This is a genomic window from Paenibacillus montaniterrae, from assembly GCF_018403185.1.
GTDB lineage: Bacteria > Bacillota > Bacilli > Paenibacillales > Paenibacillaceae > Pristimantibacillus > Pristimantibacillus montaniterrae.
In genome coordinates this window covers 297,228-323,839 of the sequence record NZ_BOSE01000005.1, presented here as the reverse complement: position 1 = coordinate 323,839, position 26,612 = coordinate 297,228, and the positions used below count along the sequence as shown (strand labels likewise).

Here is a 26,612-nt window from a genome sequence, read left to right as displayed (position 1 = left end):
ATTTTATACATGAGGTGATGCCGTTGTAAAATTGCTTTTGAACCGTTCGCAGCATGGTAGATGTCGCTAAAATCGCTTTGCCAAATCGAAGGGAGAGATGGTTATATGGTTTCGGTTAAACGTGGAAAGAAATGGTCAGCTCGATTAATGCTGATGTCGATGCTACTACTTATTGTAAGCGCTTTCGGTCCGACGACATTTGCAGCAGCTTTTGCAAGCACGCAGCAGGAGGACGGCTATAAGATTGTAGGTTACTTTCCTTCATGGGGAGCATATGGTCGCAATTTCAACGTTGCTGATATTGATGGCTCCAAGCTGACTCATATTAATTATGCTTTTGCTGATATTTGCTGGAATGGCATACACGGCAATCCCGATCCGGCAAGCCCTAATCCGCAAACATGGTCTTGTCAAAATGAAGCAGGGCAAGCGATCAACGTGCCGAACGGCACGATCGTGCTAGGCGATCCGTGGATTGACGCGCAAAAATCATTCCCGGGCGACACCTGGGATCAGCCGATACGTGGCAATTTGAATGAGCTAATCAAGCTGAAGCAGAAATATCCTCATTTGAAGACTATCATCTCAGTTGGAGGCTGGTCGTGGTCGAACCGCTTCTCCGATGTAGCGGCAACTGATGCGACGCGTAAAGCCTTTGCACAATCTGCGGTTGACTTCATTCGCAAATACCAAATGGACGGCGTAGATCTTGACTGGGAGTATCCGGTAAGCGGCGGTCTTCCTGGCAACAGCTACCGACCGGAAGACAAGCAAAACCATACGCTTCTTCTACAGGAAGTACGCAATTATTTGGATGCTGCGGAAGTCGCAGATGGCAAAACCTATACGCTGACAATTGCTTCCTCTGCTTCACCAACTTATGCGCAAAACAATGAGCTGGATGAAATTAGTGAAATCGTCGATTGGATCAACATTATGACATATGACTTCAATGGCGGCTGGAGCAATCAAAGCGCTCATAATTCTCCTTTATATCTTGATAACGCAGCTGTGGCGGCCAACGTAGAGAATGCTGCAACCTTCAATACAAACAGCGGCGTGCAAGGTCATCTTGATGCAGGCGTTCCAGCCGAAAAAATCGTGCTTGGAGTGCCGTTCTATGGCCGTGGCTGGACTGGATGTGCGCCTGGGCCAAACGGTGATGGTCAATATCAGCAATGTACAGGCACACCTGCGGGAACCTGGGAAGCGGGCGTATTTGATTATGGCGATCTCGCTGCGAACTATGTCAATAAAAATGGCTTTGTCCGTTACTGGAACGATGAAGCAAAAGTGCCTTATCTGTACAATGCTGCCTCGGGAACCTTTATTAGCTATGACGATCCTCAATCATTTGAAAATAAGGTTAATTACATCAAATCCAAAGGTCTTGGCGGCGCGATGTTCTGGGAGCTGTCCGGCGACTGTCGCGTTAGCAGCAAATTCAGCTGCAGCGGTACGAAGCTGCTCGATGTACTGGCTGAGCAATTAAACAACGGGGAGGGTCCAGGCCCAGGCACGGGTGAGCCAGACACGACACCGCCTACTGCTCCGACAGGCTTGACAGTTACGGGCAAAACAGCAACCTCAGTATCATTGAGCTGGACGGCTGCGACGGATAACAAAGCAGTAACAGGCTACCAAGTATTTAAAGACGGTGCGCTCGCATCAAGCGTAGCGGGAACTAGCGCGACGATAGGCGGATTAAGCAGCAATACGACTTACGTATTTACAGTTAAAGCACGCGATGCGGCGGGCAACCTGTCAGCAGCAAGCGCTCCGCTAAGCGTAACGACAGATGAAGCTGTCACGCCAGCCTGCCCAGTAGCGGAATGGGGAGCCAGCACTATTTATATTGGCGGCGATCGGGCAGTGTACAACGGAGTCATTTATGAAGCGAAATGGTGGACGCAAGGTGATCGCCCTGATCAGTCCGGGGAGTGGGGAGCTTGGAAAGTCATTGGTCCTTGCGTTGACGGAGCCGGCGGCAATAACGGCGGAAGCGAAGGCGGTAACAATGGTGGAGGCGAAGGCGGCAATAACGGCGGAGGCGAAGGCGGCAATAACGGTGGAGGCGAAGGCGGCAACAACGGTGGAGGCGAAGGCGGCAACAATAGCGGAGCTGGTGCTTGGGCGGCAGGCGTAGCGTACACAGTGGGCACGGAAGTGACTTACAACGGCAGCACCTACATTTGCCTGCAATCTCATACTTCACTGATGGGGTGGGAGCCGTCGACGACCCCAGCATTATGGCAGCTAAGGTAGGTTCAAAAGACTGGACTTTGATGACGATGCTGTTTCGTTGTAGCTTAGTCGACGGCGAATATGTCACGCTACCGAGGGCTGCGGTGCTCACGTAGGTCTATCTACGCTGCGCTCCTCGCCCTCTAGTATCGTGCCATCTTCTTGGTCCTGAAAGCCGAATTTTTGAACCCTCATTGGAAAGAGGTAGGTTCAAAAGACTGGACTTTGATGACGATGAGGTGCTTCGATACTTAGTCGACGGCGAATATGTCACGCTACCGAAGGCTGCGGTGCTCACGTAGCAATTGCTCTACGCTGCGCTCCTCGCCTTCTACTAGCGTCCAAGCTTCTTGGTCCTGCCCTCAAAAAAACTACAGCGGAGGAGCAAAGCATCCGGAAAACGAAGTGGGTCGCCTTTAACATCGTAATGCTACCATTAAAATTCAAATAATAGCATTACGATTTAAAAAGCGACTGGAGGAAGCTTTGCTCCGGAGCGCTGACTGGAGGAAGCTTTGCTCCGCAGCTTTTTTTGTTTCTTTTAGAGCAATCTGGGCATTCTATAAAAAAGCAAATGATGACAAGGAGAAGATTGCGATGAAGGATACAATAGGCAAAGCTGTGTCGCTTGCGTTTGGGCTGGCGGCATTGGGCAAGGAGCAGGTGGAGAAGGTTGTTGAGGAGCTTGTAAAAAAGGGCGAGATGACTAAGGATGAGTCTAAAGCCTGGATCGATGCCGTCGTAACAAAAGGGAAGGAAACGGAAGCACTTGTGGAAAGAACAGCCAAGGAGCGCTTTAGTGAGTTTTTGAAGGAGCAGGGCCTGGCTACTAAAGAAGAGGTCGAACTTTTAAAACAACGAGTAGAAGCGCTTGAGCAAGCTCACCACCAGCAGCATTGATTGGAGGGAGGGGCTTGTATAAAAACCGATTTCAGCATTTGCTGCGTTACCAGACGATAATGAGCACTTTGGCGCGCAATAGCCTCGGTTATGCGGCTGATGAGCTGAAGGGAACGGGGAAGAACTGGTTTCAAAAGGACGAGGAAGCAGATTTATCAAAGCGTAATCATCTCGGCATTAGAATTCGAATGGCTCTGGAGCAGCTGGGACCAACCTTTGTTAAGCTGGGTCAAATCGCCAGCACACGTCCGGATCTGATTCCCGCAGATATTATCGATGAGCTGCAAAAGCTTCAAGACCACGTCAAGCCGTTTTCTTATAGTGAAGCGGTCAAGCTAGTGGAAAGTGAACTGAATGCCTCGCTTTCTGACATTTTCCTCTCATTTTCCAAAGAGCCGCTGGCTGCGGCCTCGATCGGTCAGGTTCATCGGGCCGTGCTGAAGAACGGCGCAGAGGTGATCGTTAAAATTCAACGTCCGGGCATCCAAGCGACAATTGAGACGGATCTCGATATACTAGCGGAATGGGCGAGGATTAGCGAAGCGAAAATGGGCTGGGCAAAGCACTACCGATTAAGAGATGCTGTAGAAGAGCTAAGCTACGCGTTAATAAGAGAGCTGAATTATTTGGAGGAAGCGCGCAATGCAGAGAAGATGAAAAGCTGCAGCAAGCTGCCCTATGTGTATATTCCCGAGATTTACTGGGATTTTACAACGAAGCGAGTATTAACGATGGAATTTGTGGATGGAATCCCATTATCCGATCATACCCGACTGGCGAACGCAGGCATCGACTGCAAGCAGCTGGCGCAGCGCTTGGCAACGGCTATATTTAGTCAAATATTGGAGAATGGATTTTTTCATGCCGATCCCCATCCCGGGAACGTAATGGTTCTAGCGGATGGCAGGGTGGCTTTTTTAGATTTTGGGATGGTCGGGAAGCTATCGCCCCATCACAAGAAGCATTTTGTTTCGCTAGTCATTGCACTGCGCAATCAAAGCACTAAGGGAGTCATTCGGGCGGTTTCGCATATGGGCATTGTTCCCGATGATGTGGATCAAGAGAAATTATTTGAAGATGTGGATGAGCTGCGACAAAAATATTATAAGGTACCACTGAATCAAGTTAGCATTGGTGTCGCTGTGCAGGATTTATTTCAGGTAGCCTTCAAACATCGCATTCGCATGCCAAGCGATATGACGATGCTGGGCAAATCGCTGCTGACCATGGAAGGTGTCGCGATTGCTCTTGATCCCGCTATAAGCATCATTGACGTTTCAGAGCCATTTGGCAAAAAGCTTTTTGTCGACCGATTGAATCCACTTGAGCTTGGAAAGCAGCTGCTGGAGGAGGTGCCGGACTATTTTGATCTGATCCGGGAAGTGCCGCTAGGCTTCAGGCAGCTTGTAAAGGTGATGCGGCAGGGCAAGCTGCGAATTGAAGCGAATTCGCCCCAATTGGACGAGCTGCTTACCAAGCTTGATCGAATTGTGAACCGCCTATCGTTCAGCATCGTGCTGCTTTCGCTAAGCATTGTTATGCTTGGCTTCATTATTGGCGCGGCAATTAGCGGTACGCTGTCTCCGATTATTGGGAAAATTCCGATTGTTGAGATCGGGTTCGTCATAGCCCTGTTAATGTCTCTTTGGCTACTGTTCGCTATTTTTCGTTCAGGACGTTTCTAGCTTAAAGCCTTTCTGGATATGAAAATCCAGGCAGGCTTTTTTTTGCTGCGGTTAACCGTTGACGCGTTATGTTATTAATAGTAATATTATGACTATGAGAAATGCAATTAAAAAATCACCTGTCGCACTAGCCATACTTTGCTTTCTGATTGAGGAGCCGATGCATCCTTATCGTTTGCAGCAGCTTATTAAAGAAAGGGGAAAGGACGAGGTTATTAACGTTCGCCATCGAACGAGCATCTATCAGACGATTGACCGCTTGTATCGAGACGAAGCGATCGCTATTCAAGGAAAGAAAAAGAATGAGGGGAGACCAGATCTTGTTGTTTATGAGATTACGGAGCTGGGACGCGACGCTGCCTATTCATGGATTCGCGAAATGATTTCCACACCAGCCCAGGAATTTTTAGAGTTTCCTGCAGCGGTCTCGTTTCTAGTATTGCTAACGCCAGAAGAAGTCGCACGTTTGTTTCAGCAGCGAGTAAATGCGCTTGTCCATTCATCTAAACGGCTCGCGGAGCAATTTCAGATAGGAGAGTCGCTGAAGCTGCCGAGGCTGTTTTTGCTGGAGGCAGAATACCAACGAGTGGTGCTTGAAGCTGAAATTAACTGGCTTCAATCGGTCATTGCAGATATAGAGGCGAACAGGCTGACCTGGAATATGGAAGAGCTGCGTGAACGAGCAAAGCAAAACGATAGTGAACGAGCAAAGCAAAACGATAGGCCCAAGGATGAACGCGAAGAAGATTAATGAAAAGAACGTGATCGTAATGAAGCAATCACAAAAAGTAAAAACAGATATTAAGGAGGAACAATGATAGAACAGGAGAATTTGCTTGCCCGGCAACAGCAGCTGCAAGCTGAAGCTGCTGTTGTGGCGGGGGAATTGAAGCTAAATGAGCTGCTTGAAGCAGTCGGCGAGCCCGTAAAGGTTGGCAGTGCGGCGTTAGGCTTAATGGTTTGGCGAGACCTCGATATGACGGTCGTTTGCTCCAGGCTGGATATTGCTGCAATTGCCGGCATTGCTGCGCAGCTAATGAGCAATCCGGGAGTTCGAGAGTTGAAATTTATAAATGATACCGGCAGCTGGAACACCGATCCGGCTTACCCGGACGGTTATTTTATCGGCTTGACGTACAAATCCCACAGCGGCAATGTTTGGGAAATGGATATTTGGTTCGTAGATGAGCCAGAAAAACAGCCTGATCTGCACCATGTTCGCACGCTGCCAGATCGCCTTTCGCCAGAAGCGGTGAGCGCGATTCTCACGATTAAAAGCTTTTGGGCAGCAAGAAGTGAATACGGAAATCAGGTGAAGAGCTTTGATATTTATACGGCTGTATTAGACGATGCTGTACGGACTCCGGCTCAGTTCGAGCAATGGCTGCAAGGGCGCAGCCAAACGTCGCATTAAGCAGGCTTAGAATAACTAATTGACAGTATAACTGGATGAATGGAACGAAAGGTGGAAGCTATGGGACGCGTTTTATTTATTAATCCTGGCTCTGAAGGACATATTAATCCGACCCTAGGAGTCGTTCGAGAACTGATCCGACAAGGCGAAGAGGTCGTTTATGTTGCAGTGGAGCAATTTCGGGAGCGTATTGAGTCAACTGGCGCAAGGATGATTACGATTAATGAAGGCAAATTTATCGAGGCGTTTCTGGCTGGAGGAAGAAGCCCTTGGGGACGAGTCGGCGGGCTTTTGCGCACCGCTGACATCGTCATTCCAGCTGTGCTTGAGCAAACGCAAGGAGAGCATTTCGATTATATAATTCATGATTCGATGTTTGGTTGCGGTCGGCTGCTAGCACAAATTCTAGACTTGCCGGCAATTTGCTCCTGCACAAGCTTTGCTATGCAAGAGAGCAGCTTTGATCGAATGCAAGAGCAGCTAGCTCTTCGCGCTGAGGCAGAAGTAAATGAACGCGCCCGGCAGCAATTCCAACAACTAGTGAGCGAGCTGGAGGCAACGTACAACGTGCGGGTAGGCTCTGCCTATGAGGTTGCTTACAATCCAGCGCCACTAACGCTTGTCTACACCTCGAAAAGCTTCCAGCCGGATGGAGAGAGCTTTGATGAGTCCTTCAAGTTTGTCGGGCCAACTATAGACCTGCCTGCAACTCGTGAATTCGATTTCACGAACGTTGATACGGAGCATTTAATTTACATTTCGCTGGGCACAGTTTTCAACCAGGCGATACAGTTTTACAAGCTTTGCCTGGCAGCATTTGCTGAAACAAACTACACGGTCATTTTATCAGCAGGCAGACAAACGCGAATCGAGGAATTGGGCGACATCCCGGCGAATGTTATTGTACGCAGCTATGTGCCGCAGCTGGAATTGCTGCAACATGCCAAATTGTTCATTACACACGGCGGTATGAATAGCGTTAGCGAGGGCTTAACTTATGGCGTGCCACTCATCGTCATACCGCAAAGCGCCGACCAGCCTGTCGTAGCGCAGCAGGTTGCCAAGCTTGGAGCGGGGATTCAACTGAAACAGGAAGGCTTAACTGCTCAAAATCTCAGGGAAGCAGCCGAGCAAGTATTAGCGGATGCATCGATTCAAAAGGCATGTGAACAAATCGGAGAGTCGTTCCGCGCAGCAGGCGGCTACCGCCGAGCCGTTGAGGAAATTTTTGCTTATAAGAGTAGATCAGGAATGTAGGTGGCGGTGATTCAAAAAGCAACTGGATAACGCTCAATGATCTAATAAGAGTCCAGCGGAAAATTACTCCGGCCAGCCAGACTTCGATTGTCACAAATAGCGTTATCCAGTTAGGTTCTTACTCGCCGTCTGCTTCGATAATTGCTACTCCCCAGCGCTCCAGGCTTAATTGCCCATTTGTGCGAATGAGCTGTTCAGTTAGCAGCTCAACTCCATCCTCGTGAGGGTAGGAGAAGGATACAGGCTCATCGGAGTAGTTGAAATAATAACGAATGGTTCGTCCTGCTTCATTTATCCCCGATTTAACGATGATTGGAAATTGCAGCTCTTGATCCACTCCCCATAATCCTGCGGTACGGCAGGCTCGCTCCAACACTTTTCTTATTACTTGCTCGCTAGGCAAGCAGCCAATATAGGTAGCTGTGCCCTGGCCATATCGATTTTCAGTAATAGCGGCGTATGCTCCCCAGTGCGGATGATCGTAGAAGGCGAGGACTTCCGCCGTTGTCGGTACGAGCAGCTCCATCCAAACATTGACGTTATTATGCTCAGCACCTACCTCAAACGGATCACCCTTCAAGGTTACGTCCCTTGCTTCCACAAACTGGCTGTATTGAATGCCGCATGCATCGCCTATTATCGCAGGCTGCGTCTCGCTTCTAACTTTAATATGCTCATTGGCAAAGCCGCTTTTAAAGGTGTATACGATGTTGCCGCCGTTTTTGACGTATTCGTTCAAGCGGGCAAGCAGCTCGTCCGATGCTGCATACAAAGCAGGCACGACAATTAAATCGTATTGCTCAAATGAGTCGGATTGCGGATACAAAATGTCGCAGCCGATGTTCATTTCATAGAGGCGGTCATACATGAGACGAACGACATCGTTGTAGCTGACGTTTCCTCCCGGAAGCGGGAACCATTGCATAGATGTCAGCGCTTCATTGCTAACAAGTACGGCTGCGCGGTTCTTTTTCTTTAAGTTAATGAGCTTGTCGGACAGCTTGGCAAAATCCCGCCCGATTGTTTTCGCTTCCTCATAGGTAGGATTCGGGCCCAAATCGTGACTAAGCAAGCCCTTCCAGTAGGTTTCAATTGAATTGTGAATAGAATGCCAATGCCAATATTCCACCATATTTGCCCCGGAAGCCAAATGGCTGAACGCTTGAAGCCGCAGCTGCCCTGGGTAAGGCGTCCAATGCGGAAAAGCTTGGGCTTGAGTTTCCAGCACGAAATAATTTGTTCCCTTCAACGAGCGAGTGGAATCGCCGCAAAATGAAATTTCCTTGCCAGTCAGCTTGTCTTGCGACGGGTGGTAAATGTCAGCTCCAGCAATATCAACCGCTTGAGCAGCTGCGAAATGATCGACATCCGGCTGCACGCCGTGCGAATGGCCTCTCCAGCCAAAATCGAAATTATGCGTGACGAACTGGTCTGGACGCTTGTATTCATTCACAATGGAAGCCTGCCAGGCTAAAAAGTCTGTCACAAGCTGTCGTTGAAAGCGTGCAAATTCCGCGCCCAGGCTGCCGTTGATCGTGCCGACAACCGAAGGGAAGTCCTCCCAGCTATTAATTCTGTTGCTCCAGTAATCGAGGCCAAATGCTTTGTTCAGCTCCTCAACTGTACCGAAGCGCTCCTTGACGTACTTGATAAAGCGCTGCTGAACATTGGGACCGCTTGTATGATAATGCTTGGTTTCATTGTCGATCTGATAGCCAATAACTGCTGGATGCTTGCATACGCGGCCAATCAGCTTGCGAATGATGCGCTCGGCATAGAAGAGATAGGTTGGATTGGTAATATCCATAATTTGTCTCGCGCCATACCTGCCCGGACCGTTCGGTGTAACAGCCAGCACATCCGGGTGCTCCTTGACCATCCAGGTTGGAATCGCATAGGTTGGCGTTCCGACGATGACATGTATGCCTGCCTGATGCATTGCATCAAGCACGCGGTCCACACTTGTAAAGTCAAAAACCCCGTTTTGCGGCTCATGCGTGCTCCATGTTGATTCTGCGATGCGCACGAGATTAATTCCTGCTTCCTTCATCATTCGAATATCTTCGTCAAGCCGCTCATAGGGCATATATTCATCGTAATAAGCGACTCCGTATAGCAATTGCTGCATCGATTCCCTCTCCTTTGCTGACAGATGAATGTGGTAGTATCGTTCTTGCATATCTCAATTTTATGTGAGGGAGTGTTCGAAATAAATGACAAAAATATGCGACTTATATTAAAATATTGTCATCAAGTAAATCATCTATTTAGTTTTTAGCAACCTAATGATTATATAAATATTAAAATCATGCTTGAGGTGATGAGATGTACGAGCATATTTTTTTGCCGAAGCCGTTGTTTCCTAGACATATATGCTTTCCAGACTTTATAGGAGGCTATAGTGATTATCCTGAGCATTCCGTAAAGCGCGAATATCGCACGACAGAAAATAATCTTGATCGCTGCTACAATCTGCATATTGTGCTTGGCGGCAAAGGCTATCTGTTTACGGAGGGCCAGCGATACGAATTGACAAAGGGACAAGGCTTTTTGTATGGACCTGGCATGAGACAGTGGTATTGCTCGGATGCTCATGATCCATGGAACATACGCTGGGTGCATTTTTTTGGTGAACGGCTTGAGGAGTTGCTGGATGGAAAAGGGCTGGACGAGCCCTGGCTGTTTGCATTAGCGGATTTGCCTGCGATTGAGCGTTCAATCGAGAGCATTTTAGCAATCGGGAGATCCTATCAAGTGGAGGATGAGCATCGGCTGGCTGCTGCTTTATACGAGCTGTTGACGCGACTGCAAACGACATCCTCCCGCTTAAATGTTCCCGTCAACCAGGCAGCCGATAAAATTCGCGCTGTAGCCAATTATGTGCGCGCTCATAGCAGCCAGCCGATGTCAATCGAGCAGGCGGCTGCGCTTGCCGGATACAGCACGCATTACTTCAGCCGCAAGTTTGGACAAACATTCGGCAAGTCGTTTACTGATTTTTTATTAGAGGCGCGCTTGCTTCAAGCAAAACGTCTGCTCACATCCACGGATTTGCCTATAAAGCGAATTGCGCTGGAAACGGGCTTTTCTCAAGCAAGCTACTTTATTTCCTGCTTTCACCGGCTTGAAGGGATGACACCGCTGCAATTCCGCAGTCTTCATCGGATTGACAGGAGCTAGGGCGTGTATGCAACCCCGCTTAGGGGCTCTTACACCCGGTACGCCTTCGAAAAAGCGCCTTGCATGAACGAACATTCGGCATAATCTGCTCCCTTCTGAGTTTGCATACACGCCCTGGTGCGATGTGCTGGCTCCAAGAAATTTACATGATAAAAGGGAAGTCCAGATCATCAGAGAAAACTGACGTGACAGCGGAACATCCCTATCTTTTGTGGCGTGGTCATTTTTTAATGAGGCCGGAAACAAGCTATGGACGTTATCTAGCTGGATGCTCTGGCCCAAGCATCGTCTCGATCGTAACAAATTGGTAGCCTTGCTCCTGCAGCTCATCAATGATAATAGGCAGCGCTTCGACTGACCCGTCCAGCCGTTGTTCTTTGGAATGGAAGTTATGCTGCAAAATGATGCCTCCTGGCGTTATCTCTCTTCTGACGATCGCCAGAATGTCTTCCGCGGATAAGCCGCTCCAATCCAATGTATCCACCGACCACAGGACGTTTTTCATGCCCATTTGCTGGACGAGCAGTGCATCCGACTTTGCAAGCGCACCGTACGGAGGACGAAACAGATTCGTTAGCACGCCGGTCGTTTTTCGGATTTCCTTCTGGGTCGATACAATTTCCTCGACTAGCTCTGAAGATGTTACATCCGGCAGCTTGGCGTGGTTCCACGAGTGATTGGCGATACAATGGCCTTCCTTGACGATTCGCTTAGTCATGTCGGGCAGCAGTTCTACTTGCTTGCCTAAAACGAAGAAGGTAGCCGGTACTTTTTTCTCTTTGAGAATATCTAAAATGATAGGCGTATACTGCTCATCAGGTCCGTCGTCGAACGTTAGCGCCACCAGCTTGCGCTCAGTGTTTCCTTTAAGAATGGGCGGGGCGGCTGGTTTAATATTCGTTGTAATAGAAGTGCGAGTTTGTTTGGCGTCGTAAGAGAATTTCATTCCGAAAATTTGCGCGACTTCCAGCAACGGTACAAACGTCACCCCATCCAGTTCCTCGGCCGGAGCGGCAAGTGGATGCTTCTTCCACGAGTTGGTACGCTTGTCATAGGCTTCGAAATACGGCTTACCCTCCGGCAATGCGATCAAAAGGTTGCCATAGCTGAACATAGCCGCGCGGTTGCGCTTATCCCAATCAACCTTCAATCCTGTATTCTTAAGAAACAGGAAAGGCACCATCAGATGCTCATTGCGGAGCGTATATGGCGTATTCAGCGGTTTGTCGTCAATATAGATGTCGGCTTTCGAGAAGGACGTATCATCCGCATATGCAATTGTTGAGGGCAGTGTGAGCAGGCATAGTACGATTACAACCAAGCATGCTCGCTGCCAAACGGTTCTCTTCATGTCTTTTCCTCCATTACCTTCTTTTTGTTGTATATACCCTATTGTGTGTCGAAGGAACGAATCTATGCATACTTAGTATGGAGACAATTAAAAACTAAATATTGATAATGATTATCATTATCTTTATAATATAGTGTAAAGATGAAACTGAAAGGGATGAGATTATGAACAGGCTGACAACTCCAGCTCATCGTATAGTGGAAGACGCAAGCAGTGCGCATAGTGAACAAGCTTCCTTTTCGAGTACAACCGAGGCTGTGCAAGAAGTAGCGCGGATTATCCGTGAGAGACGAACGATTCGCAGCTTTGCCAAACGAGCGATATCTGGAAAGGAACTGGCCAATCTGCTTGATTTGGCTGCTCAAAGCGTGTTGCTCGAACATGAACCGGAAGCGCTGCGGTTCATTATTTGTGCTAGTGAGCAAGGCAAACGCAAGGCGGGCGCAGCTATTATGGACGCTTATAGCAGTCAAGGCTTGTATCGCTGGATGCCCGGCAAATTCATTCAAGCAATGGCCGAGCGAGTCGCGAAAATTCCAGCGATTGTCGCTGTCATTCGGCGAGAGCTGGCGGACGATGCATCTAACGATCGGCAGTTGGCTGCTGCAAGCGCGATCGTACACAGCTTTACACTGTTAGCCTGGGAGCGTAAGCTTGGACTCGTATGGAATACAGAGCCTATTGTTGAGCATGCTGCTCTGACCACTGGGATTGGGCTTGCTGCCGATGAGCGACTTATTTGCTTGCTGTACATTGGGGAATTCGATAAAATGCCGAAGAGCAAGCGCCGAACAGCAGCGCAGGAAAAATGGACAGTGCTGGGAAAGCAGCAGGATAAGGAGGGACATGCATGAGCCTGCAGACAACGATGGAGCAAATTAGAGAATACGATCGATTTAGTGCGCGTCCGGTAACAGAAGAGCAGGTGCTGTCATTGCTGGATGAAGCAGTATGGGCGCCAAATCATCATATGCGTGAGCCATGGCGATTTATTTGGATAGCCAAGGATTACCGCGACAAGCTGGGAGAGACGCTAGCCAAGAATGAGCAGTCTCAGCTGCTTGCGCTAATTCAGGAAGCGGCTGCTTGCTTAATAGTCGCAGCCCCTGTACCGTCAGACGAGCGAGAGGCAAAGGATGATTTTGCAGCGGCATGCTGCCTGGTTCAAAACCTGCAAATCCTTGCTGCCGCAAGTGGAATTGGCATGAGCTGGCATTTGCCAATGCGTTTTGAAAACGAAACATTTTGTTCAGCAACTGAGCTGCAGCCGAATGAACGATTCGTTGGTGTGCTCGGCTTTGGTTACTTCGAGGATCATTGGACTTCTAAGTTAGAAAAGCGTTCAGTAAGGATTGATATTTGGTGAGGTTTTTAATAAGGAGGGATTTATTTGAATAGAATTAAAGGCAGCAGTCCAGGCGTTCCAAGCTGGGATGAACGATATCGTGAAAGCGTTTATGTATATGGAGAGGAAGCGAATCTTTTTATACAGGAGGCCTCACAGTTTATAGCTTCCAAGTCCAAAGTAGCAGCCTACGCCGAAGGAGAAGGCCGCAACGCTGTGTTTCTGGCTGGAATAGGGCATGAGGTTGTAGCTTATGACTATTCGCAGGAAGGATTGCGCAAAACGGAGGCACTGGCAGCAAAAAACGGTGTACAGGTGCAGACAAAACAGGTGGATTTAATTGAAGAAGATCTGCCAATTGAGCAGTACGATGCTGCTGTAATGGTATTCGGTCATTTTCCACGCATCAATCAATACCAGGTTTTAAATAAAATCATTCTATCATTAAAGCCGGGCGGTTGCTTTTTAATGGAAGTGTACGAGGAGGAGCAAATCAACTGCAATTCAGGCGGTCCAAAGGATGTAAGTTGGTTGTACAGTGCAACGGAAATGCTGAAATGGAGCAAGCAATATCGCCTTAAGCATTTTTTTACAGGGGAAGTTGAGCGTACAGAAGGCTTGTATCACAGCGGAGGCTGCTATGTCTTACAAGTGGTCGTGGAGAAGTTGGCCTGACCAAGACGATCAATAAAATAGAAAATAAGCTAAACAAAACCAGGACAGCGGGCAATTGCTGTCCTAGTCCGGCTGTCGAATTCAGGGAGTGCGGAGCATTTTGTTTTTAGTAGAATAGTAGATGATGCTCTCAATAATAACGATAACGAGTACAGATATGCCAAACAGCGGCATTAATATGCCCAGTAGCAATACGGTAGCTAATGCTCCTATTGACCAAGGCTTATTTATTCTTCTAGGCATATTGAAATCTCCAGGCTTTATTTTTCGCATCCATGAAAGGAAGCCGATTACGATCGCTGCAAGAAACGCAAGGCAGACCATCAAGTTTAAAATTTTATTAGCGATTCCAAACAAGTGTCCTTCGTGGAGCGGAATTCCCCAAGTAAACCATTTTCCTATAATACCATAATCATCATAGTTTATTCTGGTAATGAATTGGCCGGAGTACTGATCAAAATATGCGGTTGTTTCTTCGTATGGACTAACATCTAGCCCGGTTATGCCCGTATTGCTTCCTTTAGAAACCGTAAAGACTCCTTGTCCATTGGATGGATAGACGATCGAAAACGGTTTAGTTATATTTTCAGCTTGAGCCTGGTTTATAATGGTTTCCAAGCTTTGCTGGCCGGGAATGTTAAAATTTACACGTGCAGCAGAATGATGCTCTGCATGCTCGGCATGACCTGCATGACCTGTATGATTGGAGGCGGGTTGATCCAAGCTTCTTGTAGCCCAAGGAATTTCATTTACATCAGACTGTGGCGGGTTATAGCGCAGCTCGGTTCTCCCCAATTCAGGGTGTTCTTGGCCAAACTTGCTAATATGACTTCCCATAAAGACAGACCAAGGGATTCCGGTTACTACAATGATGATTAAAGGGATAGAAATGACAAGTCCCAGCATAGCATGTATCTTTTGAAACTTTAATTTGCTGATTTTTCGCTTTGCTTTGAAAAGCAGCTTCTTTTTAAATGTCATATATATGCCCGATACGATGAGGAATATTGTCCAGCAAGCCGTAAGCTCGACTAAATATCGGATAAAGGTGCTTCCGGTAAACAGGGAACTATGAAAATTCCTCATAAAATTAGCGTACGTATATTTAGCATTTTGCGCAGCAACGATTTGATTATGGCTGTCCAGAAAAATATAATAAGAATCACCGTCATCATTGCTAATCGTAACTCTGGTGTTATAAGGCTCTTCCATGACGCTAATTTTGCCAATAGAATAGCCTGAATACTTGCTGCTTATTTCGTGAATCGCTTCATCCAAGCTCTGCTCAACATTTACCTCGCTTCGCCCGAAAAGTTCTTTTTTGTAAATGGCTTTTTCCACATCTGTGTAAAATAAATAACCGATACCCGATAAAGTTAATGTTAAAAGTAATGGGGCAATGATGCAAGCTGCATAAAAATGAAGTCTTTGAAAAGGGTTGAACGTATTTTTCATATCATGCTCCTTAATGTACATCTTTTTATTCTGATTTCAGAAGTTTGTCGCAGAACAAAGCTAATGTTAATTTAAGCTGTACAATAATGAAATGACTCGTAAGAGTCAGGTTATAATCGATTTGTGACAACTTTTTGAATCGAGCTATCGCAAATAAAAAATGCAGCCTGCTTCTTGTGAAGCGGCTGCATTTTTATTGGAGTACCATAACGAAGCGCCTTATTTGTCTTCATCATGTGCTACGATTTCTTTAAGTACACGATATAAACGATGCTGTTGACTTTCGCTTTGCTGCAACAGCAAAGTAAGACTCTCCCAGACCCATTTTTTCGAACGGAGAAATTGTTCATTCTCGTCAGAGAATAGTAGAGAGGCATTTATCTCTAAAGCATCTGCAATTTTTTCAATCGTTTGGATTTTAACATTTTGCTCGCCGCGCTCTAAACGACCAATATACGAAGGAGTAGAGCCGATAGCTTCAGCCAAGCGTTCTTGTGTCAAGCCTTTGCTCTGGCGATGCATTTTAATTTTAGCACCGATTAAAGCGGCAAGAGTACGTTCCATAACAACACCTCTTATTTAAGTCTAGACGATTCCAAGAGAGGGCTTGAGGTATCTATAGTGTTAATTTATAATTAAAATAGTCCTTATCAAAATAAATCGATCATTCATAAAACTACTGTTGGTAATTTTAAGAAACTTTCATTTATCATACACTTAGTCAGCGTGATCTATACAATGGAACGATTAACAGGGGAAGCGGAGGGAAGATACTGCAATCCAGGGATAAGTCTCAATTATTTGAACAACACATGCTGCTATTACAGATCGAAGCATTGCGCCAAGAGTTGATTGAACTTGGTCTTGAAAAGGGTTTGCAATCCAGTGATGTTATACAAAAATCTGCTCAACTGGACGAGCTGTTGAATCGATACCAGAAATTGAAGCTGAACCAACTAAAATAATTTCTCGGGAAATAATGCTTTGCTAGATTGAGGGAATAGGCTTATTATTCTTAATAAGAAATAGAATTGGAGGGATGATGGTGCTCGATTCGACTAGCTATCGATTGCGTGCGTATCGGAATGAGGACCGAGAGGCTTGTCTGGCCTTGTTTGACGGCAATGTACCCAAATATTTTGCGATTGAGGAACGGCAAGATTTCGTCTCGTTTCTGGAGAAGCTGCCTGGACCGTACTTTGTTATGGTGAATGAGCAAGAAGAAGTCGTAGCCTGCGGCGGATACGCAACCTCAGAAAAAAATCGCGAGCTTGCGGTTCTATGCTGGGGTATGGTCCGTCGTGACTTGCACCGCCACGGAGTCGGAACTCAGCTTCTTGAAGAGCGGCTGCGTCTAATTGCCGCAGAACCGCATTTGTCCATTGTTATGATTGAAACCTCTCAGCATAGCTGCGGTTTTTTTGAACGGTTTGGCTTTATGGTGAAGCGGGTGGTGCCAAACGGCTTTGCACAAGGGCTTGATCTGGTGGAAATGAAGCTCGAGCTTTTAACTCAGGTCGTTCGCACCTCGTGTCCTGAGCTTGCTTTGAACACAGTAGAGCCGATAAATGCTGGTCAAAACAGTTACATATTGCTCATTAATTCGGAATGGGTTTTTCGTTTTCCAAAATATGAAGCAGGTGTCCGCCAACTGTCGCGCGAGGCCGCCATATTGGATCTGATTGCCGATCGGGTTCCACTGGAGGTTCCGCGACCTGTCTACCGCAATGCTGATGCATCGGCATCGGCTCGTCCGTTTATCGGCTATCGGAAAATTGAAGGGGAACCACTTGATGCGGAGCTGCTGCAGCAGATTGGTGATGAAGTGATCGTTAGACGTTTGGCTGGTCAGCTAGCTGAATTCTTACGCGAGCTGCATCGTGTTAATACTGATGAATTATTACTCGAGGAACGGCAGAATTACAACGCTTATGCGGAATGGGCAGAGCTCTACGAACGGATTCAAACAAAGCTGTATCCGCATTTAAAGCCAGATGCAAGAAAGTGGACGGAGCAGCATTTCCAAGCGTTTCTGGCATCTGAAGCCGGTACAAGGATTGTTCCAACGCTTATTCATGGCGACTTCGGTACGACCAATATTTTATATGACGCGACAAGTCAACAGATTAGCGGCATTCTTGATTTCGGTTCAGCTGGCCTTGGCGATCCTGCTGTAGATTATGCAGCGCTCCGTGCTTCATATGGAGAACATTTTTTTCAGTTTTTAGTCAATGAGAATCCTCAACTGTCTGCACTGATGGACCGTGTCCTGTTTTATCAAGGAACGTTTGCGCTGCAGGAAGCGTTATTTGGCTTGGAGAACGGGGATGAGGAAGCGTTTCGTGCCGGCATTGATGCTGCTAATGCGCGGGTTTGATTTTTATATACTGCACTGTGCTGAAGCCATTCGAACCAAAGAGCAAGTGATGGTTGACGGCCTGGCCATCTCAACCATCACTTGCTGCATCGATCAATATAGTTCATATACAAGCTGGCTATCCAATTCAAGGATATTATTAAATATGGCATAAATATAAAGTCGGCCGGCGTCGGTGTCGCCTGCGTCGTAGCCTAGTCGAATTGTTCCGGTCTCCTCAAATTGTAGCGTGGAAAGGACCAATTCATTTACATCCTCATCAGGGTGCTGCTCGGCTATGCGCTGCACTGCCTGCTCATGGAGCTGATCAAAATGAGTCCAAGCCTTTTCGATTACTGGTGAGATTCGCTCTATGCTGGCCTTATCATGCACATCAACGATAATGGAAAGCGGTTTCCCTTTATAATCAAGAGCAGCTGTATAATAAGACAGCGATCCATCATATTGAAACGTTGTGAATCCTGCAACGGTATGGTCTGGCACAACGATCAGATTATCTGAATGGCTTAATCGCTCCAGCTTGGAATTATGCTGCGTATCCAACTGTGAAATTTTATTTTCAGAGCAATATAGCTCAGTTAAAAGCGGATTATGGCTAAGCTCCAGCTCGGTAATATGGTTGTTAAAGCAGCGCAGGCTGCGTAAATCAGGATTGCCGGCAACATCTAACCGAGTCAAATGATTGTTGTTGCAGCGCAGCTCAATCAAATGCGTGCAATTGCTAATCGTCAAGCTGCTTAAATGATTATGACCGCAATCAAGATAGCTCAGCAGCGTGTTGGCTTCCAAATTCAAATGAAATAGCGCATTGTAGCTGCAGTTGAGCTCCTGCAGTTTCGTGTTTTGGTCAAGCTGCAGCTCCGAAAGTATATTCCAATAGCAAATGAGCTGCACAAGCTGCGTGTTGCGGCTGACATCTAGCGTTCGCAGTCGGTTAAAGCCGCAATCCAATTGCTTCAGCCCGGCATTGGCCGATAGATCCAGGTCAATAATTGTATTCTGATTGCAGTTCAGCTCTTGCAGCAGCGGATTAAAACTGACATCCAAATGGCTAAGCTCATTGTTGCGGCAAGCAAGCTTTTCCAAGCTTGGGTTATGGCTTGTATCCAGTGAAGTCAGCTTGTTGCCGCTGCAATCCAGCGTTTTAAGGCTTGTGTTTTGACTAATATCGAGCTCCGACAAGCTGTTGAATGCGCAATCCAGTTCCTCAAGCGAAACGAAATGCTCAATCCCCTTCAAGCTAGCAAATTTTTGATTCGTAAGCTTTAATGATGTGACTCGCTCTACATCACTCGCCAATATCTGCTCGCGATTTTCGCAAAAATTGTCCAGTACAAATGTCTTGAATCGGGCATCATGGAATTCCTCGGTAATATTCATAGTCCTTCTCCTTGCACAACGAATACGATCGTTAATTAATGATTTCAACTACCTTCAATGACGAGCCTTATGCAGCATAAGTTGCAGATCGCATATGCTGCATAGGTTGCCGCTATTTTTCGTTATGTATCGTTATGCAAGCGTACCCTTCAAAAATAATCCGACAACCTTTTCAGCAAGCTCCAAATGAGAACCTTGTAGACGGAGAGCATCTTCTCGATTACTAATCAGCAGCATGGTGGAGAAGGTATGGGCAAGGAATAGTGGGTCATCCTTGCGAAGCAAGCCTTCATCCATAGCGGCTTGAAAGAAATTAGAAAGAAGAAGATAGACGCGTTGTTCGGCATCTTTAATTTCTTGCAGCTGCTCTTCACTGAGGGAGCTTTCCGCTTCTTTCAATAGCATTTCTACTTTGATGTGAGGACTGGCAATACGAGCTTCAGCTACGCGAAGCAAGCCTGCTTCCATATTGTCAGCTTCATTCAATAAGTGCATCGTATTTTGATGTACATTTTTCAACATTGTAGTGATTGCAACTTTAAAAAGCTCAGATTTGCTTGTGAAGTAATAATAAATGGTCGGTTTTGTTACGTTGCATGCATTTGCAATTTCATGAAGGGACAAAGACTCATAACCTATTTCTAAAAATAATCTTGAAGCTGTTGCAATAATTACTTCTTGTATGGAAAGATCATCCTTGGTCTGCTTCGGTCTACCACGAGATCGTTGAGTTTGCTTGTTAATCGTTATCGCCTCCATGAATATTCTATGACAATTGTACAAATATATCAAAATCAACTTGTAATTTTACTTACCGGTAAATATAATTTATTAGAAATCAGTAAAGCAGCGACCCAAACAACAATGAGAGCAGGCAGGTGAACAGAATTTGAACCGGATTTCTTTTTTGAAACGGTTGAGCTATTTGACGACAGTTTTTATGTTTTTTGCAACATTTGGCGGAGGTGTCGTTACTCGTACGGAGTCAGGACTAGGATGTGGAACAGAATGGCCTTTATGTCACGGGAAATTCGTTCCCGCTCACACGCTTGCTTCAGTCATTGAATACACGCACAGACTGGTAAGTACGACAGCTGGAATTTTGGCAGTAATTGTATTTGTTTTATTTTTAATGTATGGCAAGAATCGAAAGGACCTGCAATTCTTTGCCTTCCTGACGCTTATCTTTGTAAGCATTCAAGGAGCGATGGGAGCGTTGGCGGTTGTGTTTTCGCAGTCTCCTCCTGTAATGGCGCTGCACTTAGGCTTTGCTTTTATATCTCTTGCAGGCTCCTTAATGACAAGCTTGGGAGCGATGCAAGAGGAGAGGCTTGGCGGATTAGCTGTTTTTGAAAAAATGCCTGGAACGACTAAAGCGTTTCGTAATTTTGTGTGGGGAGTAATGATATACTCCTACATTGTGGTGTACACAGGTGCTTTTGTTAGCCATACGGATTCAGCTGGGGCATGTACTGGATTTCCATTATGCAACGGCCAAATTATCCCCGAGCTATCTGGTGGCGTAGAAATAGCCTTTATTCATCGCATTGCTGGATTTTTACTTGCAGCTTTAATTGTCGTGCTCTTTGTATGGATTTACAGAAGCTATAAAGAGAATCGAGAGCTTAAAATACTTGGCTTTATTTCCGTGCTGTTAATTGTGTTCCAGGTGCTTAGCGGAGCTGCTTTTATGATCACGATTGGCCGTCCAGAGGTGTATATGTTTGTCGTGCTTGCACATATGACAAGTATTGCTGTACTATTTGGGCTCCTTACTTATATGAGCTACATTGTATGGAGACTAACGAAGACTGCAAGGAGCAAAGCAAGTTAAGAATAGTATTAGATTCATATGAGGAGGCATTAGCCATGACAGAAGCAGTGAAAAAAAGAAAATGGCCTAAAATCGTTGCATGGACAGGTATAATCTTGGTGTTATTGGTCGTGGCGATGTTGGTATATTTGAAATCAGCTACGTATGCTCCATCTGCTGAAGCAGAGGCTGCATTTCAAAGTGACAATAAAGTAACCATTACTGAAGTAAAGGATGGTTTCAAATTTGAGCCTGAAGGTGTGGAGATTATCCAGCCTAACATTATTTTTTACCCTGGTGGACTGGTAGAACCAGAAAGCTATTCGACGTTCGCAAGAGCGTTAGCCGAGCTAGGACATCGCGTATATATTGCCAAAATGCCGTTTAATCTGGCAATGTTCGGTCAAAATAAAGCACAATCCTTTATAAATGAGTACCCTGATGAAGCATTCGTAATTGGAGGACATTCCTTGGGTGGAGCATTCGCTGCCCGATTTGCATCGGAAAACGCTGATGTATTGAAAGGCGTATTTTTTCTCGCCTCTTACGCTGATGAAGGTGGTTCTTTGAAGGATTCAGGGCTATCTATTCTCCAAATTACCGGTACAGATGACGGGGTGCTGAATCAAGAGGTTTGGGAGGAGAGCAAAGCTAACTTGCCCGCAGAAACTGTCTTTGTTCGTATAGATGGAGGGAATCATGGACAGTTTGGGTCCTATGGGATGCAGAAGGGGGATAATGAACCTGAAATTGAAGAGCGGCAGCAGCTGGAATCAGTTGTAGCTGCTATGCAAAATTGGATCAGCGAGCTGGGAGTCGGCAACAACTAAATCGATCATCCTTCGGTAAATCCTTTACTCCTGTGTAAATGGGCTGCTGTTGAACATTGAATTGTAAAAGGCTATCATAAATATATCAACTATTCATTAAGCTGATTTAAAAGGAGAGCCTTTTCTATGAATATTGCATTTTACCTGCTTCCTAAAGAAAAAACAGCTTATCTTACACCGCAAGCTACGATGCGGCAAGCATTGGAGAAAATGGAATTTCACCGCTTTACGGCAATACCAATCGTGAATCAGCAGGGTAAATATGAAGGCACACTTACCGAAGGCGACTTATTGTGGAAGCTGAAAAACACACCGGGCCTAAGCTTCGAAAATACGCATAAAATTTCGCTAACCGATGTGCCGCAGCGCATGAAGGTAGAGCCGATTCGGATTGAAGCGCAAATTGAAGATTTGATCGATTTATCGATGCAGCAAAATTTTGTGCCGATCGTGGATGACAAGGATCATTTTATCGGAATTATTAGAAGAAGCGATATTATAAGCTATTGTAAAAATAAGTTATTCAGCCTGCGTTAGTTGCTTAACCGACCGTAAGATAGCCAAGGACTAAATTGCAAAAATCCCGCCAACTCTTTCTAAGGTAGTTGGCGGGATTTTTGCTGCCAAGCGGATTAATGTGTTTGAGTACGTTGATTCGTAATTGACATGTAGAAGGTTTGTTGTTAATCTATTAAAGTGTAATTATTACAATTAAAAAAGGAGGAACAATGATTCAAACTGTACAAAAGTGGTATGAAGAAAGCTTTGGCGAAGATTATTTGCTCATCTACCGTCATCGGAACAGAGAGCATGCCGAAGGTGAAGTGCAAAATATGCTGCAATGGCTGAAGCTGCCGCAACAAAGTCATATTCTTGATCTGTGCTGCGGTACAGGAAGGCACGCTCTGACGTTTGCCGATGCAAACTATCGCGTAACGGGAGTTGATCTGTCCTCTGTACTGCTTCAAGTAGCAAGAATGTCCGATCCAAACCAACGGATTACGTGGATCGAAGGCGACATGCGAGCGCTGCCTGATGATGCGAGGTTTACAGAAGGCTTTGACGCTGTTGTTAATTTATTCACATCGTTTGGCTATTTTGAGGAAGACAGCGAGCAGATGAAGGTACTGAGACAAATCCGTAGAGCCTTAAAGCCACACGGACGATTCGTCATTGATCTGATGAATGCAAGTTATGTAGCAGAGCACCTTGTTCCTTTTTCGCAGAGGGTTGAGCAAGGAGTCGTAATTTCGGAGATGCGTCAAATCGAAGAAGGCTTTGTCGTGAAAAAAATTGTCATTCAGGAGTTGAATAGACCGCCGCGGCGCTATACCGAGCGAGTCAAGCTTTATACAGCCGAAGCGTTGGCAGCTATGTTGAACGAAGCGGGGCTTGTATTGGATTCAGTATATGGAAGCTATGATGGGCAAGTTTATGATCCTCGATTATCAAGTCGAATGATTATGACGGGACATAAGAAATAGGGAATAACAACATATGAAGCACACGCTCTTTAACTATACCAAAACATGAATCGAAACTGTAATTATTACATATAAAGAAAGGGAGCAGCTATGTTTTTCAAAAAAGGTACGAAGCTGGTATTCTTCGCATGCATCGTTATTATTGGGGTTATGCTTGCAGGCTGTTCGAGCGGCAAGGATAACAGTCCGCATATCACAACAGAAGCAAGCCAGCAGTTAAATCAGCAATCTGGCCTTAATCAAGCGTCAAATGAGCAGTCCAATCTGGACGAGCAAGCTGAAAAATCTGAGTGGACGTTTACTGATACTAGCGGCAAGCAAATAACATTAGATGTCCCGATTGAAAGAGCAGTAGTCATTAATCGCAATACGGCAGAGGCAATCTCTCTGTTGGGAGCAGGCGAGCGAATTATTGCTACTGGCGACAATACGATTAAAAATAACGCCTATCTCGGTCTTGAAGGCTTGCCTGATGTCGGAGAGACTGGACAGGTCAATCTCGAAGTTATCCTTAGTTTAAAGCCACAGGTCGTATTTGCTTATACAAATCGTCCCGATGAGAAGCTGGAGGAAAAGTTGGAGCCAGCCGGCATTAAGGTAATTAGGATGAACAATTATTTGCCAGATCAAGTCGATGAGGAGTGGACATTGCTCGGCAAATTGTTCGGTCAAGAGGAGCGGGCGGTGCAGTTTCTGGAGTGGAAGCATGGGATCGAGCAAATCTCGACAGAACGTATTCAATCGATTGATGAAAACGAAAAAAAGAGCGTGCTGGCCTTGTCAGCCGGCTTTCTTAACTCTAATGGAGGCTATCGTATTTTCCCGAGCCAATCATTAGATGGTACGCCTGGCGTTGGCGAAGGCTATGCCACTATATTGGCTGGCGGTAAGGATGCGGCTGATTTGCAGTGGAATCCTGCTGAAGCCTCTACGACCATTATGGTCGACGAGGAGTATGTGCTGCAACGAAACCCTGACGTTATTACGCTGCATGGCACTTGGCTTGGCGGGTACGAGGCAACAGATACCGGGCCAATTAATGAGGCATTCGCCAATATTTTGTCCATTTCTTCCTTAAGCAAGCTGGAAGCAGGGGAAAATCGGGATGTTTACTTCTTCCATACGAATTTTATTGGATCAGATAAACGATATATCGGTGTTTTACAGCTCGCCAAATGGTTGTATCCAGAACGTTTTGTCGATGTTGATCCTGACGTTTATGCCAGAGAATATTTTGAAGAATGGCTTGGCGTTCCTTATCAAGGAATTTGGTACCATTCGTTTAAGGAGAACCAGTAATGGGAAGCTCAGTTCGCTTCAAGGATACAGCCTCGCAGGAGTTAAGCTCTACTGCTGAGCCTATGTCGCACCTATATCGCAGCAGCTCGATTCGCAAGCTTTCATTGCTTGTACTGCTCCTTGTTCTGCTGCTCCTTGTAACGGGCGCAGCGATTATGAAAGGCTCGGCTAATGTGCCAGCAGGCGAGCTTTTTGCGATGATAACGGGAGGCGCAACCGATGAAATGAATGTGTACATTGTCCGTGAAGTCAGGCTTCCACGAATTGTGATGGCTGTGGTGAGCGGGATTGCGCTCGCCTCGGCTGGCGCGATTATGCAGGCGCTGCTGCGCAATCCGCTTGCCGACCCATTTACACTCGGCGTTTCCAGCGGGGCATCCTTTGGTGCGGCACTCGCTATTGTAGCGGGTGCTAGCGCCTTCGGAATCAACCTTGCTCATTCCAATCAATGGCTGATCGCCTTTAATGCCTTTGTTTTCGGTTGTTTGGCAGTCGGGATTGTCTATGGTGTCTCACGCATGAAAAGCAGCTCAACGACGGTGCTGCTGCTTGCGGGAGTAGCAATCGGTCAATTATTCTCCGCTGGCGTATCGGCGCTTAAGTATTTTTCCAATAATGAGGCGCTGAAGGATTTGACGATCTGGCTAATGGGCGGCTTTTGGGGAGCGAAGTGGGAGGTGCTGTATTTCTTATTGCCGTTGTTGGCTGTCTCGCTGGTGGTGCTTATGAGGTACGCATGGAATCTGAATGCGCTCGTATCCGGTGAGGAGGTAGCACAGACGCTAGGCGTCAAAGTGAAGCGGATGCGCTTGATTTGCCTGTTGGTCGTAACGCTGATCGCCTCAACGACCATTGCTTTTACAGGAATTATCGGGTTTATCGGGCTGGTTGCTCCTCATATTAGCCGGATGCTGATCGGCACCGATTATCGCTATTTGCTGCCTTGCTCCTGGCTGATCGGAGCCTTGCTCTTGCTGCTGTCAGATACAGCTGCGCGACTGGTCCTGTCCCCGATTGAAATTCCGGTCGGGATCGTCACTTCTTTTTTCGGCGCACCGTTTTTTGTCTATTTACTTATCAAAAAGAGCAAGGAATATTGGACGTAAGGGGGAAGCGAATTGTTCTTGAACATTAAAGGGTTAACCTTCGGCTACCGTTCCAACCTTATTTTGCGCGATATTCATATGAGCCTGAACCAAGGAGAAGTGGCCAGTATTGTTGGCCCTAACGGAGCTGGGAAGACCACCCTGCTTAAAAGCATGGCTTCCATTCTTCCGCTTCAGAAAGGGAGCGTAAGCATTGCAGGCAAAGATGTACGTTCTATCAAATCAGCTGATTTGGCGAAAATGCAAGCCTATGTGCCGCAGCAAGCTCCCTTGGGATTTCCGCTTACGGTAATGGAGACGGTGATGCTTGGGCGTAAGCCATATATTCGTTGGGGAGTAAGAACGCACGACCTGGCTATTGTGGAGTCGCTGCTTTCCGAGCTGCATTTAAATCAGTATGCTGAGCGTTATATGGATGAGCTAAGCGGTGGTGAACGACAGAAGGTGCTGATTGCGCGGGCGCTGGCTCAGCAGCCGCATATGTTGCTGCTTGACGAGCCAACTTCAGCGCTGGACATTCGCCATCAGCTTGAGGTATTGGAAATTGTGCGCAATCTGGCGAAGCGTTCTGGCATACTGGTCGTGCTGATTTTACATGATCTTGAGCTGGCTGCCCGTTATTCAGATGTTGTTTATATGCTTAAGGATGGAGCTGTGTTTGCCAGCGGCAAGCCGCAAGAAGTGTTTACAGCAGCTAACATGGAGAAGGTTTATGGGGTAAGGATGGAAATTGAGGCGGCGACTTATGGTTTGAAAATGACGGCGGTTGAGTCGCTGTACAGGTAGCTGCTTATATGCAGTTAGATGCGGAAGAAGG

General features: G+C 46.5%; 25 protein-coding genes. 19 read left to right on the top strand and 6 right to left on the bottom strand.

The genetic code is table 11. The annotated features are described in order from the left end of the window. Positions 1-153: 153 nt before the first annotated feature. From KJS52_RS15185 to KJS52_RS15160, 6 genes are all read left to right on the top strand, one after another. Positions 154-2,265, top strand: a complete 2,112-nt coding sequence (locus KJS52_RS15185) for a glycosyl hydrolase family 18 protein (RefSeq protein ID WP_373871368.1) — start codon at positions 154-156, stop codon at positions 2,263-2,265. A gap of 576 nt (positions 2,266-2,841) precedes the next feature. Beyond that, on the top strand, positions 2,842-3,144 hold the full coding sequence (locus KJS52_RS15180) for a phasin family protein (RefSeq protein WP_213516696.1): 303 nt from the start codon (positions 2,842-2,844) through the stop codon (positions 3,142-3,144). A 14-nt stretch (positions 3,145-3,158) separates the two neighbouring features. Further along, positions 3,159-4,829, top strand: coding sequence for an ABC1 kinase family protein (locus KJS52_RS15175; protein WP_246563603.1), 1,671 nt, complete (start codon positions 3,159-3,161; stop codon positions 4,827-4,829). Positions 4,830-4,923: 94 nt separating this feature from the next. Beyond that, positions 4,924-5,580: a PadR family transcriptional regulator gene (locus KJS52_RS15170; RefSeq protein ID WP_246563601.1), complete on the top strand. Its 657-nt coding sequence runs from the start codon at positions 4,924-4,926 to the stop codon at positions 5,578-5,580. A 63-nt stretch (positions 5,581-5,643) separates the two neighbouring features. Beyond that, entirely contained in the window at positions 5,644-6,243 is a 600-nt protein-coding gene (locus tag KJS52_RS15165; protein WP_213516692.1) for a hypothetical protein, read from the top strand. A gap of 60 nt (positions 6,244-6,303) precedes the next feature. Continuing rightward, the gene (locus KJS52_RS15160) at positions 6,304-7,500 is read left to right on the top strand and encodes a macrolide family glycosyltransferase (RefSeq protein ID WP_213516690.1); all 1,197 of its coding nucleotides are present in this window, start codon (positions 6,304-6,306) and stop codon (positions 7,498-7,500) included. Between the two features lie 118 nt (positions 7,501-7,618). Here the strand turns inward: KJS52_RS15160 and KJS52_RS15155 are convergent, their stop codons facing one another. Continuing rightward, entirely contained in the window at positions 7,619-9,628 is a 2,010-nt protein-coding gene (locus KJS52_RS15155; protein ID WP_213516688.1) for a beta-galactosidase, read from the bottom strand. A 197-nt stretch (positions 9,629-9,825) separates the two neighbouring features. Between KJS52_RS15155 and KJS52_RS15150 the strand changes: the two genes are divergently transcribed. Further along, entirely contained in the window at positions 9,826-10,680 is an 855-nt protein-coding gene (locus KJS52_RS15150; RefSeq protein ID WP_213516682.1) for a helix-turn-helix transcriptional regulator, read from the top strand. Between the two features lie 256 nt (positions 10,681-10,936). Here KJS52_RS15150 and KJS52_RS15145 read toward each other — a convergent pair whose 3' ends face one another. Then, entirely contained in the window at positions 10,937-12,031 is a 1,095-nt protein-coding gene (locus KJS52_RS15145; protein ID WP_213516680.1) for a polysaccharide deacetylase family protein, read from the bottom strand. A 164-nt stretch (positions 12,032-12,195) separates the two neighbouring features. Between KJS52_RS15145 and KJS52_RS15140 the strand changes: the two genes are divergently transcribed. Genes KJS52_RS15140 through KJS52_RS15130 form a run of 3 tightly spaced genes read left to right on the top strand, consistent with a single transcriptional unit; the run spans position 12,196 to position 14,051 of the window. After that, positions 12,196-12,885, top strand: a complete 690-nt coding sequence (locus KJS52_RS15140; protein WP_213516678.1) for a nitroreductase family protein — start codon at positions 12,196-12,198, stop codon at positions 12,883-12,885. Next, complete coding sequence (locus KJS52_RS15135; protein WP_213516676.1) at positions 12,882-13,397, top strand: nitroreductase family protein; 516 nt, start codon at positions 12,882-12,884, stop codon at positions 13,395-13,397. The genes KJS52_RS15140 and KJS52_RS15135 overlap by 4 nt, the downstream gene beginning before the upstream one ends. A gap of 24 nt (positions 13,398-13,421) precedes the next feature. After that, a complete protein-coding gene (locus tag KJS52_RS15130) occupies positions 13,422-14,051 on the top strand; it encodes a class I SAM-dependent methyltransferase (RefSeq protein ID WP_246563599.1) in 630 nt (209 codons plus the stop codon). 81 nt (positions 14,052-14,132) lie between these two features. Here the strand turns inward: KJS52_RS15130 and KJS52_RS15125 are convergent, their stop codons facing one another. Continuing rightward, entirely contained in the window at positions 14,133-15,506 is a 1,374-nt protein-coding gene (locus tag KJS52_RS15125) for a PepSY-associated TM helix domain-containing protein (RefSeq protein ID WP_213516872.1), read from the bottom strand. A 219-nt stretch (positions 15,507-15,725) separates the two neighbouring features. Beyond that, positions 15,726-16,070, bottom strand: coding sequence for a helix-turn-helix domain-containing protein (locus KJS52_RS15120; RefSeq protein WP_213516674.1), 345 nt, complete (start codon positions 16,068-16,070; stop codon positions 15,726-15,728). A gap of 248 nt (positions 16,071-16,318) precedes the next feature. Here KJS52_RS15120 and KJS52_RS15115 point away from each other — a divergent pair, with 248 nt between their 5' ends. Together KJS52_RS15115 and KJS52_RS15105 are read left to right on the top strand one after the other, a co-directional pair. Next, positions 16,319-16,471, top strand: coding sequence for an aspartyl-phosphate phosphatase Spo0E family protein (locus KJS52_RS15115; RefSeq protein WP_213516673.1), 153 nt, complete (start codon positions 16,319-16,321; stop codon positions 16,469-16,471). A gap of 80 nt (positions 16,472-16,551) precedes the next feature. Next, complete coding sequence (locus tag KJS52_RS15105) at positions 16,552-17,883, top strand: GNAT family N-acetyltransferase (RefSeq protein ID WP_246563597.1); 1,332 nt, start codon at positions 16,552-16,554, stop codon at positions 17,881-17,883. A gap of 93 nt (positions 17,884-17,976) precedes the next feature. On the opposite strand, the gene KJS52_RS15100 is transcribed toward KJS52_RS15105, so the two are convergent. Both KJS52_RS15100 and KJS52_RS15095 read right to left on the bottom strand, forming a co-directional pair. Continuing rightward, positions 17,977-19,263 (bottom strand): leucine-rich repeat domain-containing protein, encoded by a 1,287-nt coding sequence (locus KJS52_RS15100; RefSeq protein ID WP_213516671.1) that lies wholly within the window; start codon positions 19,261-19,263, stop codon positions 17,977-17,979. Between the two features lie 132 nt (positions 19,264-19,395). Continuing rightward, positions 19,396-20,022, bottom strand: coding sequence for a TetR/AcrR family transcriptional regulator (locus tag KJS52_RS15095; RefSeq protein WP_213516669.1), 627 nt, complete (start codon positions 20,020-20,022; stop codon positions 19,396-19,398). Positions 20,023-20,152: 130 nt separating this feature from the next. Between KJS52_RS15095 and KJS52_RS15090 the strand changes: the two genes are divergently transcribed. The 7 genes from KJS52_RS15090 to KJS52_RS15060 all read left to right on the top strand — a co-directional run bounded on the left by KJS52_RS15090 (position 20,153) and on the right by KJS52_RS15060 (position 26,581). Next, positions 20,153-21,097 (top strand): COX15/CtaA family protein, encoded by a 945-nt coding sequence (locus KJS52_RS15090; protein WP_373871367.1) that lies wholly within the window; start codon positions 20,153-20,155, stop codon positions 21,095-21,097. 35 nt (positions 21,098-21,132) lie between these two features. Beyond that, positions 21,133-21,906, top strand: a complete 774-nt coding sequence (locus KJS52_RS15085) for an alpha/beta hydrolase (RefSeq protein WP_213516667.1) — start codon at positions 21,133-21,135, stop codon at positions 21,904-21,906. A 126-nt stretch (positions 21,907-22,032) separates the two neighbouring features. Further along, complete coding sequence (locus KJS52_RS15080; protein ID WP_213516665.1) at positions 22,033-22,443, top strand: CBS domain-containing protein; 411 nt, start codon at positions 22,033-22,035, stop codon at positions 22,441-22,443. A gap of 191 nt (positions 22,444-22,634) precedes the next feature. Continuing rightward, positions 22,635-23,390, top strand: a complete 756-nt coding sequence (locus tag KJS52_RS15075) for a class I SAM-dependent methyltransferase (RefSeq protein ID WP_213516663.1) — start codon at positions 22,635-22,637, stop codon at positions 23,388-23,390. 90 nt (positions 23,391-23,480) lie between these two features. Beyond that, positions 23,481-24,689 (top strand): ABC transporter substrate-binding protein, encoded by a 1,209-nt coding sequence (locus KJS52_RS15070; protein ID WP_213516661.1) that lies wholly within the window; start codon positions 23,481-23,483, stop codon positions 24,687-24,689. After that, positions 24,689-25,795: a FecCD family ABC transporter permease gene (locus KJS52_RS15065; RefSeq protein ID WP_213516659.1), complete on the top strand. Its 1,107-nt coding sequence runs from the start codon at positions 24,689-24,691 to the stop codon at positions 25,793-25,795. Before KJS52_RS15070 ends, KJS52_RS15065 begins: the two co-directional genes overlap by 1 nt. A gap of 12 nt (positions 25,796-25,807) precedes the next feature. Continuing rightward, positions 25,808-26,581, top strand: coding sequence for an ABC transporter ATP-binding protein (locus tag KJS52_RS15060; protein ID WP_213516658.1), 774 nt, complete (start codon positions 25,808-25,810; stop codon positions 26,579-26,581). Positions 26,582-26,612 lie beyond the last annotated feature (31 nt).